Source organism: Trichococcus sp. K1Tr (genome assembly GCF_028309625.1).
Taxonomy (GTDB): domain Bacteria; phylum Bacillota; class Bacilli; order Lactobacillales; family Aerococcaceae; genus Trichococcus.
This window is the reverse complement of record NZ_JAQMHR010000005.1, coordinates 1-12,447: the sequence shown is the minus strand read 5'-3', so window position 1 is coordinate 12,447 and position 12,447 is coordinate 1. Positions and strand designations below refer to the sequence as shown.

Sequence of the window (12,447 nt, the reverse complement as noted above, 5' to 3'; positions counted from 1 at the left end):
ACCCCAAAACGAGCATTCCGTACAGAAACATTTCCAAATAAGCAACGCAAAAAAGCGCCCTATCCAAGAGCGCCTTGCTGTGTTGATCAGTTGTTTGGTATTTCGTTCAGTTCTTCCACAAACGTGACTTGCCAGCCTTCGTCGTCGACCCAGTTGAGCTGGACGCGTGCGATCGTCTTTTTCTGTGTATCGGAGACTGTGGCGGTGACTTGCTGATCGCCGGCGTTGCCGATCCACCATTCGATCATGTTGTCGGCGCTGATGCCGGTCACGGCAGCAATGGCTTGCTTGATTTCATTGCGGTCGGCGGAGCCGTCGCTGTAATCCGTGACATGTTCCCCGGTTTGGGTCGTGCCGATCGGTTCCCAGTCACCGGTATAGGCCTTTGTTACGTTCTCATCGGACGATGGTACTTCTTCCGTATCCGTATCTTCATCCGATTCTTCATCTTTCTCTTCTTTCGACTCTTCCTTGGCGCTGTCTTCATCTTTATCTTCACTCGAAGATTCCTCTGCTGAAGAGGACGTTTTGCTGGAATCATCCGATTCGGTGATGATCATGCTTTGTGAGTTTGTTTGATTACCTGCCGCGACAGATGGTTCTTCATCATTCCCGTAAAAAATATTATAAAGGAGCACGAGCCCCAAAAATGCGGCGGCGATGATGCCCAATATAACGAGCAGGTTATTGCTTTTATGATTTCGGTGTAAATCTTGTCTGGTCGGTTTTTGATTGTTCTCGGACATGCAGTAGCCCCCTTCTGAATGATACAAGTTTAGCATATTTGCGATACGGCTACGTTAAATCCAGTTTACAACTCTGTGTCACAGGCTGCTATTTAGCTTGGCTTTTCTTTTGCTTTGAAGCCTTAATCCTGGCCATGAGCCCGAAAAGGCTGTCAACAATGAAGATTGCCAGTGCGATGGCTCCCGATATCTGTAGCGTCAGGACCAGATGCTGCTGCGCGACTGCATACTCTTTGTTGATGAAGGAATAGACCGATTGATATACGCCGGCTCCGGGAACCAAAGCGATGAAGGCAGGTATGAAATAGATCGTCACCGGCGTCTTCAGATGACGCGCGAACAGATGCGCAATCCAAGCGATGAACAGGCTCGCCAGAAAAGTGGCCCCGACGATGTCCAAAAACGATAGTGCGACAAGGTAGACGCCCCATCCCAAAGCCCCGCCCGATGCTCCATAGCGCAAAGTCCGTTTCGGAGCTTCCAAGGTGATGGCAATGAAGTAGACAGCAACAAAAGCGACGACCATTTCCAAAACGATATTAAACAGGGTCATCGGATCACCTCCCCGCCGACGATCAACCCGGCACCGATGCCGATTGCGATGAATACAGCGATCACAAAGGCCTCCAATATTTTGGCCGCTCCCGACATGTAATCCGCGCGGAAAGTGTCACGGATGCCGTTCGTCAGTACGGTACCCGGCAACAATGGCATGATGGCACTGATGATGATCGTATCCGGCTGGATCGGAAAGGTTAATAGTTCGGACAAAATGGCCGTCAACACGGCAATCACAAAACTGGAGACCATGTTCTGGATGAACGGGCGGATCTTCCATTTGACCGCGATGTGCAAAACAAAAGAAACTGCGGCGCTGACCGGAATCATCGCCAAAAAGTCATAGAAAGTCCCGCCCATCAAAAAGATGAACAATTGGATAAAGCCAATCAGCGCAAAGCTTTTCTGACGCCTGCTGTATTGGATTTCGTCGATGTTCTGCAGCGCATCGTAAGCCTCTTGGATCGTCAATCTGTCTTCGACGAAATTCCGCGAAACGGCATTGACGCGGGACACCCGGTTCAAGTTCGTCGTGCGTTCCGTAATCCGTTTGACGACTGTAATCGCGTGCATATTCGGACTGTCGAGCGTAGCGACGAGCCCGGTGGTCAAAGCCAATGCTTCGGTCATCTGCAGCCCGGTCTTCTTCAGGATGCGCGTCACCGTATCCTCGACACGGTAAGTTTCCGCGTTGCTTTCCAGCATGATTTGCCCGGCCAGGACCGCTGTATCCATGTATAATTCAAAATCCATTTCCGGATTAGGTGTAACTGTCATCCAAATCCCCCTTCCTTTTCAAAACATTATTGACTTGTGCGCAGCCTGCTAGCGGCCCACGCCCAATCATTACAGCAAACTCTATATTTCCAGCAGCTGCATCAATTCTTCCTTCGACAAGGAGGTGACCGATTGGCCGCCTGCCTGGATGACGGAATCGATCATTTCGCGTTTCTGTTCCTGCAATTCGTTGATCCGTTCCTCGATCGTGCCGGTCGCGATCAGGCGGACGACCTGCACGACCTTTTTCTGGCCGAAACGGTGCACACGGTCGGTCGCTTGGCTTTCGACGGCCGGGTTCCACCAGGAGTCATAGAGAATGACCGTATCCCCGCCGGTCAAGTTCAAACCGGTCCCGCCTGCTTTCAGGGAAATCAGAAAAAGATCCTTCTCGCCTTCGTTGAAGCGGGTTGTTAGGGTCAAGCGGTCCTGGTTCGGCGTCTGACCATCGAGGTAAAAATAGGCTTCGCCGGCCGCATCCAGTTTCTCGCGGATGATTGCCAGCATTTGCGTGAACTGGGAGAACAAGACGACGCGTCTGCCGTTCTCCTTTGCTTCCGCCAAATACTCCATCAGCCTGTCCAATTTGCCGGAACCGCCTTTGTAATCGGCAATGACCAAGGCCGGATCGCAACAGATTTGGCGCAGGCGCGTAATGCCTGCCAAGATTTTGATCCGGTTTTCGTTCAGCGTATCCGCGTCCAACATCTCTTTTGTTTCCTGTCGCATCAATTGCAGCTGCGACAAGTAGGCGGTCTTCTGTTTTTCGGTCATTTCGATGTAGGAGATCGATTCGATCTTCGGCGGCAGATCCTTCAGCACGTCCGCCTTCAGTCTGCGCAGGATGAACGGTTTGACTTTTTTGGCGATCTGCGCCGGTTCCATCTGTTTGAAGTCCGTTCTCGTTGCGAAAAGGCCTGGCTGCGCGATGCTGAAGATGGTGTACAATTCGGACAACGCATTTTCGATCGGTGTCCCGCTCAAAGCGATTTTATTGTTGGCTTGGAGCGCGGAAGCCGCCTTTGTCGTCTTCGCTGTGGCGTTCTTGACGCTTTGGGCTTCATCCAGGATGACGGTCCGGAAGGCTTTCCCTTCATACAGATCCTCATCGCGCTGCAGCAGCGGATAGGAGGTGATCCAGACCGGAATATTCTCGGCGATCGCAGCCGTTACGCAGTCGCTCCTTTCGCTCTTCGTGCCGGTGATGAGCTGTGTTTGGATGTCGGGCGCAAACTGCTTGAATTCCTTTTGCCAATTGTAGAGCACGCTGGAAGGGCAGATGACCAAATACGGTTTGGTGTCGCCTTCCCCGAGCGAGCCAGCGATGAAGCTGATGATCTGCAGCGTCTTGCCGAGTCCCATGTCGTCCGCAAGGATGCCGCCGAAGCCGTAATGATCAAGGCCTTTCAGCCATTTGTAACCTGTTTCCTGGTAAGGGCGCAAGGTAGCATTCAAATCCTCAGGCAATTCGAAGTCGATTTTTTCGGGCTTCTCCATCCGATTGATGAGCGTCATGAAATCCTCATCCTGATGGACGACCCCCGCATCGGTATCCACCCCGAAAGCCTTATAGAGCGGCAAGGACATCTCTTTTTCCAGATCCTTCAAAGGCACATCCAGCTGCACGATCGCATCGGTCAGTTCCTTAATTTCCTTTTGGCGCAAGTTGACGATCTTGCCGTTGGACAGGCGGTGATACGACTTATTCGCCGCAATTTGCCTGACCATCTGTTTCAGGTCATCCATGCTGATTTCGTCGGTGCTGAAGGTCACATCCAACAAACGCGATTGGTTGTTGACTTCGATTGCGACTTTCGGTGGCCTGACCTGTTGGTAAAGCAGGTTCTCGACAGCCACTGTCGTGAATATTTCGCAATGCGGAGCGAGCTTCTCAAGACCTTCGTACAGGAACGACATGATATGATCCAATTCTTCCAGGTAGAGCGAATCCTCAAATTTAAACGCATCATTTCCGGTCTCGATGAACTTTTGGAATAAGACTTCCTCAGCGATCCTGTCCCTGACAATTGTTTCAGGTGACAGCAATTTTTCAGTTTTGATTTCATTTGTGACAGCAATTTTGGTTTCACCATAGCGGAAAAACAATTCCAAAATCAGTCTTTCCATTTTCCAGTCCAGATAGAGCTCAGCCTGCAATGGGTAACGTTGGTATGTCGCTTGCACGGATTCCGCCAGTGTGATGTTCGCAAATTTCTGCAACGCTGGAACAGCGATCGCCAAGAAGTCACCCGCGGCTTCTGGTGGGACATGCAATCCCTCATGTCCGGACTGCGAAATGGCTGCATAGATGCTGTTCAAGCGGTCCTTTATGCTTGTGGTCAAATAATAAAAACGTCCGCCTATAAGAAAGATATCCGCCTCGTGGAAAAAAATGTTCTCGGGTGCAGCCTCTGTCGTCTCTTCGAAAAGAAAGCCACCATCCATTAATTCACTCAGGTCAAAATGGATCGGCAGTTTTTCAGAACCCATCACCAAATTTTCCGGCAATATGCGTTTCCCATAGGTCTGATATGGATTGGTTTTGAAGCTGGCTAGAGGTGTCATCGACAACTTCTCCAATAGTTCTTTCAGCATACTCCCGGGCAAAGTGATCTCTTTGCGGTCCTCGTTCGACCGACGATCACGGCCTGAAGCTGCAGCAGAATCGCTGACTTGCTTCAAAAGAAGAAAAACGGCACGGTCCTCAGCGGACAATTCATGTTTATCAGCTGAAAAAGTGAATTTCTTGCCAAAGGGAACCTGCTGTCCCGTCAAAATGCTGTTGACGACATGTTCGCAATCTTTCACAATATAAAGTTGCCCGCACCCTACCCGCATCTGCAGACTGAACCGTTGCCCATAGCGAAGGTTGGACATGATCAGTGTAAATTCCACCTGGATGGGTACCTTATCAAATATATCGTTTTCTTGAAGCAATTCGAATTGAAGCACGTTCAGCAAGCGTCTCGTCTGTTCGCTATCGTATTGCTTCGTCGAAGCAATGCTGGCCACGTTTCCTGTCGATTCTTTTTTGCTCGAGGATTTCCGTTCATCTCTGTAGTCCGAGGAAGAATGAAGTAACTCCAGCAGGAAGGCAACTACATGTTTACAGGGTCCAGGATAACCTTCGAAGGCCGGACACGGACAGTAATAATCCTCGATTTCCTCATATTCATCAAGATAAACCTCTACCTCATAGATTCTCGTCCCTTTGATGTCTGCATAGAAGGAACGCCCACCCTCTTCCGATGTGAATTTCCGGATTGCCCTGCTCTCAAACAATAGCATCCCTTTCTGGAAGGTCGTGTTGCTGTAAGTTATATCCTTAATATCTTGCGTATTGTATCCCACTGAAAACATTTTCGGCCCACACCCTTACTCGCTTAGTCTTTATAAGTTTACCATAGACCGGAGTTGATCAGGCTACAAAAATAGCACGGGTATTGTCGGATGCTACTCCAGCAGCCGAAACATTTCCTAAAAAAAGGTGTCACTTTGTGTTGACAACGCGTCCAATGTGACATACTATATACCCATTAGCACATCACATTAAGAATTGAGGTGGAAAAATGGAACTTACCGATAGGCAAAAACAGATCATCGAAATCGTCAAGAAACAGCAGCCGATTTCCGGTGAAAAGATTGCCTCCATACTAGGATTTGCGCGCGCGACGCTGCGCCCCGACTTTTCGCTGCTGACGATGAGCGGCATCCTTCAGGCCAAACCGAAAGTCGGATATCTCATCAACGAGGAGCACACCAACTCCGTGCTGGTCGAACAGATCGCCAAACAAAAAGTCGAAAAGGTGATGGCCATCTCGGTCAACCTCACCAAAGAAACGAGCATCCAAGATGCCATCATCCAGCTTTTCCTGGAGGATTGCGGCTCCCTTTATGTCACAGACAACCGGGAAATACTGGGGATCGTTTCCCGCAAGGACCTGCTCAAGAGCGCTTTGGGCGATTCCGATCTGAATGCAATCCCGGTCGGAATGGTCATGACGAAGATGCCGAATCTGTATACCGTCTTCAGCGATACGTTCGTTGTCGATGCCACCAAATTGCTCGTTACCCATCGCGTCGACAGTTTGCCGGTCCTTTCCCGTTCCGTGTATGAAGAGACCGGAAAAAAAGAGGTCATCGGAAAATTTTCGAAATCGACCGCCAGCAGATTGTTGCTTGATATATTCAATAAAGACCTTTAGGAGGAAAGTGTGCAAATGGACCTTAATGCGATTTACTTAGTATCCGATTCCATCGGTGAGACAGCCGATGTGGTGATCCGTTCCGCCCTCTACCAATTTGAGACGGAAAATTACCAACTGAAGAAATATTCCTATGTGCAGACGACTGAGGAAATCGACGACATCTGCGCAAAAGCGGCCGAAGATGAGAAGGCGATGATCTTCTACACCTTCGTGAAAAAGGAAATGGCCGATTACATGAAGGAGCAGATCGAACAAGCCAGCCTGATTGGTGTCGACATCTACAGTCCGATCCTGACAGGTTTGGGGCAACTGTTCCAGCTTCCGGCCAAAGAAAAACCGGGCATGAACCGCCAGCTTAACGAGGACTATTTCAACCGCGTCGAAGCCATCGAATTTTCCGTCAAATATGACGACGGACGCGATCCGCGCGGCATCGAAAAAGCGGATATCGTGCTGGTCGGCGTGTCCCGCACATCCAAGACACCGCTGTCGATCTATTTGGCGAACAAGAATGTGAAAGTCGCGAACATCCCGCTCTTTCCGGAATCGAAGCCGCCGAAAGAAATCTTCACGATTGCGCCGGAGCGGATCATCGGCCTGGTGAATTCGCCGAAAAAGCTCAATGAAGTCCGCAAAGAACGCCTGAAAACGTTGGGCCTGCCGCCCTCCGCCAGTTACGCCGGCATGGAACGCATCCTGGAGGAACTCGAATACGCAGACCAGATCATGAAACAGATCGGCTGCGAAGTCATCGATGTTTCGAGCAAAGCGATCGAAGAAACAGCCGACCACATCCTGCACTACATGGATGTCATGAATATCAGCCGCAAGCAACTATAGACCACTCACAAGGAGGAAAAGTATATGACGAAGCAATGGGTTTACCGTTTTTCAGAAGGCAAAAAAGAACAAAAGATGTTATTGGGAGGCAAAGGCGCCAACCTCGCCGAGATGACCAATCTCGGCCTGCCCATCCCTCCAGGATTCACGATCACAACAGAATCCTGCATCCATTATTTCGATGAAGGCCGGACACTTTGGACTGCGATCCAACAGCAGATCGATTCCGCCCTTATCGACCTGGAAAACGCAGTCGGGAAATCATTCCATGACCCTGCCAACCCGTTGCTGGTGTCTGTCCGTTCCGGTGCCGCCTTCTCGATGCCCGGCATGATGGACACGATCCTGAATTTGGGGTTGAATGACGCTTCAGTCGCAGGTCTGGCTGAACAGACGCAGAACCCGACTTTCGCTTTCGACAGCTACCGTCGTTTCATCCAGATGTTCGCCGATGTCGTGAAATCCGTTCCGCGCATCCATTTCGAAGCGATCCTGGATACTGTCAAAAATGAGAACGGTTACCAGTTCGACAACCAATTGACTCTGGAAGACCTGACCCAGTTGGTCGCGCAATACAAGGCCGTCTACCAACGCGAAACCGGCGAAACGTTCCCGCAGGAGCCGTTGGACCAATTGCACCAGGCCGTCCAAGCCGTCTTCTCTTCATGGAACAATGAAAGGGCTATCCTTTACCGCGAAATCCACAATATTTCGCATAACCTCGGCACAGCCGTCACTGTCCAAAGCATGGTGTTCGGAAACCGCGGCAACGATTCCGGTACCGGCGTGGCCTTCACGCGCAACCCGGCGACCGGCGAGAAAAAATTGTTCGGCGAATTCCTGATGAATGCGCAAGGCGAAGATGTCGTGGCCGGCATCCGCACGCCATTGAACATCGATACCCTGGAGGAAGTGATGCCCGCCGTTTTCAACGAATTCAAGGTCATCGCTGAAAAACTGGAGAACCACTACGCCGATATGCAGGACATCGAGTTCACGATCGAAAAAGGTAAACTGTACCTGCTGCAGACCCGCAACGGGAAACGCACAGCAGCCGCAGCCGTCGCAGTGGCCGTGGATTTAGCGGACGAAGGCCTGATCACGAAAGAAGAAGCCGTGATGCGCATCGAAACCGGCCAGTTGGACAAATTGCTCCACCCTACTTTCGACACGAAAGCACTGGATGAAGCAGCCTTGTTGGCGACCGGGCTGGGCGCTTCACCAGGAGCGGCATCCGGGCATATCTACTTCTCCACTGCCGATGCCGAAGCGGCACAAAAGGACGGCCTACCGGTCATCCTGGTCCGCCGCGAAACATCGCCGGAAGATTTGGCCGGCATGATGAGTTCGGAAGGCATCCTGACGGCGCGCGGCGGCATGACTTCCCACGCGGCAGTCGTGGCTCGTGGTTTGGGAAAATGTTGTGTGGCCGGCTGCACGGTAGCGATCATCGATGAAGATAACAAAACCGTCGTCATCGATGATGTGACCCTGCACCAAGGCGACTTGTTGTCGATCGACGGCGCAACCGGAAGAGTCTACGCCGGCACCATCGCCAAGCAGAACCCGACTTTGGGCGGCAAATTCAGCACCTTCATGGAATGGGTCAACGAAATGAAAGTGCTGCAGGTCAAAGCCAATGCGGACTCCCCGACCGACGTCAAACAGGCATTGTCCTTGGGTGCGGAAGGTGTCGGCCTTTGTCGGACCGAGCACATGTTCTTCCATAAGGACCGGATCCCGGTTGTTCGCCAGATGATCCTTTCCCGCACGCTGGACGAACGTAAGAAGTACTTGTCTGAATTATTGGGAATGCAGCGCCAGGATTTCCAGGAAATGTTCGCCTTGCTGCAGGATCGTCCGATGACCGTCCGCCTGTTGGACCCGCCGTTGCATGAATTCCTGCCGACAGCGCATGCGGATAAAGTTGCCCTGGCGGAAGCGATGGGAAGCACTTTGGTTGGACTGGAGGCGCACATCGATTCCTTGCATGAAGTCAACCCGATGCTTGGCCACCGCGGCTGCCGTTTGGCCGTCACTTACCCGGAAATCTACCGGATGCAGGCGCGCGCCATCATCGAAGGAGCCATCGCTGCGGCCGAAGAAACCGGCAGCACAATCACACCGGAAATCATGATTCCGTTGGTCTGCGACGTCGACGAGCTGCGCTACGTCAAAGCGGAAATCGTGGCGGAAATCGAGGAGGTCTTCTCCGAAAAGGCTGCGACCATCCCTTACCTGATCGGAACCATGATCGAGATCCCACGCGCGGCCGTCACTTCCGACGAAATCGCACTGGAGGCCGACTTCTTCAGCTTCGGCACGAACGACATGACGCAGATGGGCTTCGGCTTCTCCCGCGACGACGCCGGCAAGTTCCTGCAGGAGTACGAAGACAAAGGCTTGTTGAAGCCGAATCCGTTCCACTCATTGGACGTCAAAGGCATCGGCAAACTCGTCAAATTGTCCGCCAGATTGGGCCGCGAAACCAATCCTTGCTTGGTGCTGGGCGTCTGCGGCGAACACGGCGGCGATCCCGAATCCATCGCCTTCTTCTCAAGCATCGGCTTGGATTACGTTTCCTGCTCGCCGTACCGCGTGCCGATCGCCCGCTTGGCGTCCGCACAGGTTGCGATCAAAGAAAACAAAGCGAAAATGTCAGTAGAGAAAGACGCTATGTTGAGCGGCAGTATCTGATCCAGTTAAAAACAACCCCACCAACGATAGTCATTGCTGGTGGGGTTGTTTTTGTGCAGATTTGGGATTGTCGGATAACTTGAGTATATCCGGCAATTCGTAACAGATTATGTGTGAAATAGCCGAATGCTGGTTCCGCATTCGAGTATTCGAGCGATATCTGGGCCGAAATTGTCGAATGTCGTTCAGCATTCGACAATTTGATCTAAAACCAACACCAGGTTGTCGGATGCCCTCGATTTATCCGACAATCTGATGCCAACATCCACATAGGCATCCGTGATTGAGTTACTTCAAACATTCCTTCTCTTTCTGCTTATTGGTTATTATTCTTATATTGTCCGGATTCTATTGTCAACAAGGCTAAAATGTGGCAGTATATAAGCATCTTCCGCCTTGTCAAAACAGGCCGGAAATGAAAAGTCAGAAGACAGTATTTCAAAATAATGGAGGAATAAAAATCATGATGGAATTACCTAATTGCCCGAAATGCGGCTCTGCTTACACTTACGAAGACGGCGCTATGCTGGTCTGCCCCGAGTGCGCGCACGAATGGAGCGCGGATGCTGCTGATGCAGCAAACGAAGATCAATTGATCGTCAAGGATGCGAACGGCAACCTGCTGCAGGACGGCGACACAGTTACGGTCATTAAAGACCTGAAAGTCAAAGGCAGCTCGAGTGCCTTGAAAGTCGGAACAAAAGTCAAAGGCATCCGTTTGGTGGAAGGCGACCACAACATCGACTGCAAAATCGACGGTTTCGGCGCTATGAAACTGAAATCTGAGTTCGTCAAAAAAGCATAATTACGATTCCGAAAAAAACTGGCGAGGCACCCCTAAAGGGAACCTTGCCAGTTTTTCTATGTTTAGATCCACTTGGGTGATACATTACCATTCTATCCGGCCTCACGCCTTTCATCTGTACGATGGCTGTCACTCCTGACAGCTAGGAGATATGCGTCGGATCACCGTTCCTTTCCGTTGTGACTTGTCTTTAGAAAGTTTAATGGTCATCACCGTTGCCATAAATCAAATTTATGTTTACTTCCCTGTTCTTCGTGTTCAATTTCGTCCTTTTAGAGACTACTCTTGTTTGTTCAACACTCCTAGGGCTTAAATTCCGATGCAACGAATCGTACATATCTGAGCTACCGTTAGACTGCTTGGTAATCCCTCAGATTGAAGCTTGCGTTTAGATCTCTATCACAATGATGCCCGCACACGCAGTGGTAAACCCTGTCACTGAGTTTCAGGTCCTTTTTGAGCGTTCCACAATTATTGCACAACTTGGAACTTGGGTACCACTTGTCCGCTTCCACAAATACAATCCCGTACAGTTCGCATTTATACTGCAAGCATTGTTTGAAGAAATATAGTTTCTGATCCGCAATTGCCCTAGCCAAATGCTTATTCTTCATCATCCCGCTGATGTTCAGCGTTTCTACCACAATGCGGGATGGTTTGGATTTCACAATCTCCGCCGTTGCTTGATGGACATGGTTGGTTCTGATGTTAGCTAAGCGTCTGTGCTGTTTTCGGATTTCATCTTCTAATTTTAGGAGATGTTTAGATTTAGGCGTTCCCTTCTTGTATTTTTTAATTGCACGCCGCTGCAATCTCTTGAGGCGTTTCTCCGCTTTCCTCACGGAGGCTGTTTTGTTGATGTTATTGTAGAAAATGCCATCGGAGGTTACAGCCAACTCCTTGATGCCGACATCAACGCCGACACTCCGATTGTCCAGTTCAACTTTTTCCGGGTTTACCTCAACCCCGACGGTAAGATACCAATATTTGCCGTCGAACTTGATACGCGGGTTGAAGAATTTACACCCCATCGGCAACGATTCGTTGGTCTTCACCCAACCGATCTTTTCCAACAGAACGCGGTTGTCTTTCACTTTCAGCTTGCCGCAGTCATTGTAGAAACTCGGTGTGGACCGGCGTTTGGTTTTAAGCTGAGGATGATTGACCTGACCATTGAAAAAGGCTTTATAAGCTGCGCAGGCATCCTTGACTGCCTGTTTGACGACGTTATTGGAAACTTCATTCAGCCAAGCATATTTCTTGCGCTTCTTCATTTTGGTGATGTGCTTGCGCAGTTCATTATCGCTGATAAACTTTCCGCCGAAGCGATAATTAATTTCCTGCATCCGGATAGTGTAGTTATATGCCCAGCGGGCAACACCAGCTGCTTGATAGAGTTTGGAGGTTTCGTCTATCAGAATCAAGCGGACTTTCTTTGTCAGCATCATTTCGTTTCATTCCTTTCTATACGCAAAGTATATAAGGAAATGGAATCAAAAACAAAATATTTGAATACATTTAGCCAGATTTCTCCCAACTGGTATCCCCCCGTTTAATGCTTATGTTCATGATGATAAGCCTGGCTGATTCCGTTCAGAATCAATAAGAAAAGCATCGGGGAAAAACCATCCCGATGCCTTTTTTTGTGTAGTTGTATTATTTTTTTTGATAATCTGACAGTTTGTATTGCACTCCGTGGGTACTTTTATAGTACTCAGGATACATTTCTCCACCGCAATTCTCACAAGTGAAGCGAGGAGCATCCAACAGATCCCCTTCGTCCATCTGATCGAATTCATCCACCACTTCCTTCGGA

At 50.1% G+C, this 12,447-nt stretch carries 9 protein-coding genes; 4 read left to right on the top strand and 5 right to left on the bottom strand.

Annotation, left to right across the window (positions count from 1 at the left end; all coding sequences use genetic code 11):
- Positions 1-86 precede the first annotated feature (86 nt).
- From PH235_RS09365 to PH235_RS09350, 4 genes are all read right to left on the bottom strand, one after another.
- Entirely contained in the window at positions 87-746 is a 660-nt protein-coding gene (locus tag PH235_RS09365; RefSeq protein ID WP_272162091.1) for a YrrS family protein, read from the bottom strand.
- 88 nt (positions 747-834) lie between these two features.
- Positions 835-1,299: a threonine/serine exporter family protein gene (locus PH235_RS09360; RefSeq protein WP_106450850.1), complete on the bottom strand. Its 465-nt coding sequence runs from the start codon at positions 1,297-1,299 to the stop codon at positions 835-837.
- Entirely contained in the window at positions 1,296-2,081 is a 786-nt protein-coding gene (locus PH235_RS09355) for a threonine/serine exporter family protein (RefSeq protein ID WP_272162090.1), read from the bottom strand. The genes PH235_RS09360 and PH235_RS09355 overlap by 4 nt, the downstream gene beginning before the upstream one ends.
- Before the next feature lie 81 nt (positions 2,082-2,162).
- Complete coding sequence (locus PH235_RS09350) at positions 2,163-5,441, bottom strand: DEAD/DEAH box helicase (RefSeq protein ID WP_272162089.1); 3,279 nt, start codon at positions 5,439-5,441, stop codon at positions 2,163-2,165.
- Between the two features lie 209 nt (positions 5,442-5,650).
- Here PH235_RS09350 and PH235_RS09345 point away from each other — a divergent pair, with 209 nt between their 5' ends.
- The 4 genes from PH235_RS09345 to PH235_RS09330 all read left to right on the top strand — a co-directional run bounded on the left by PH235_RS09345 (position 5,651) and on the right by PH235_RS09330 (position 10,631).
- Positions 5,651-6,286, top strand: a complete 636-nt coding sequence (locus tag PH235_RS09345; protein WP_086987566.1) for a CBS domain-containing protein — start codon at positions 5,651-5,653, stop codon at positions 6,284-6,286.
- 15 nt (positions 6,287-6,301) lie between these two features.
- On the top strand, positions 6,302-7,129 hold the full coding sequence (locus tag PH235_RS09340; RefSeq protein WP_272162088.1) for a pyruvate, water dikinase regulatory protein: 828 nt from the start codon (positions 6,302-6,304) through the stop codon (positions 7,127-7,129).
- A gap of 24 nt (positions 7,130-7,153) precedes the next feature.
- Positions 7,154-9,826 carry a pyruvate, phosphate dikinase gene (ppdK, locus tag PH235_RS09335; protein WP_272162087.1) on the top strand — a complete coding sequence of 891 codons (2,673 nt, stop codon included), beginning with the start codon at positions 7,154-7,156 and terminating at the stop codon, positions 9,824-9,826.
- A gap of 466 nt (positions 9,827-10,292) precedes the next feature.
- Positions 10,293-10,631: a zinc ribbon domain-containing protein YjdM gene (locus tag PH235_RS09330; RefSeq protein WP_205076523.1), complete on the top strand. Its 339-nt coding sequence runs from the start codon at positions 10,293-10,295 to the stop codon at positions 10,629-10,631.
- 350 nt (positions 10,632-10,981) lie between these two features.
- On the opposite strand, the gene PH235_RS09325 is transcribed toward PH235_RS09330, so the two are convergent.
- Complete coding sequence (locus PH235_RS09325) at positions 10,982-12,079, bottom strand: RNA-guided endonuclease InsQ/TnpB family protein (protein ID WP_272162086.1); 1,098 nt, start codon at positions 12,077-12,079, stop codon at positions 10,982-10,984.
- Between the last annotated feature and the right edge of the window lie 368 nt (positions 12,080-12,447).

Coding starts and splice junctions, on each gene's coding strand:
- PH235_RS09365 (WP_272162091.1), bottom strand. CDS start 746: ATGTCCGAGAACAATCAAAAACCGACCAGACAAGATTTACACCGAAAT.
- PH235_RS09360 (WP_106450850.1), bottom strand. CDS start 1,299: ATGACCCTGTTTAATATCGTTTTGGAAATGGTCGTCGCTTTTGTTGCT.
- PH235_RS09355 (WP_272162090.1), bottom strand. CDS start 2,081: ATGACAGTTACACCTAATCCGGAAATGGATTTTGAATTATACATGGAT.
- PH235_RS09350 (WP_272162089.1), bottom strand. CDS start 5,441: ATGTTTTCAGTGGGATACAATACGCAAGATATTAAGGATATAACTTAC.
- PH235_RS09345 (WP_086987566.1), top strand. CDS start 5,651: ATGGAACTTACCGATAGGCAAAAACAGATCATCGAAATCGTCAAGAAA.
- PH235_RS09340 (WP_272162088.1), top strand. CDS start 6,302: ATGGACCTTAATGCGATTTACTTAGTATCCGATTCCATCGGTGAGACA.
- ppdK (WP_272162087.1), top strand. CDS start 7,154: ATGACGAAGCAATGGGTTTACCGTTTTTCAGAAGGCAAAAAAGAACAA.
- PH235_RS09330 (WP_205076523.1), top strand. CDS start 10,293: ATGGAATTACCTAATTGCCCGAAATGCGGCTCTGCTTACACTTACGAA.
- PH235_RS09325 (WP_272162086.1), bottom strand. CDS start 12,079: ATGATGCTGACAAAGAAAGTCCGCTTGATTCTGATAGACGAAACCTCC.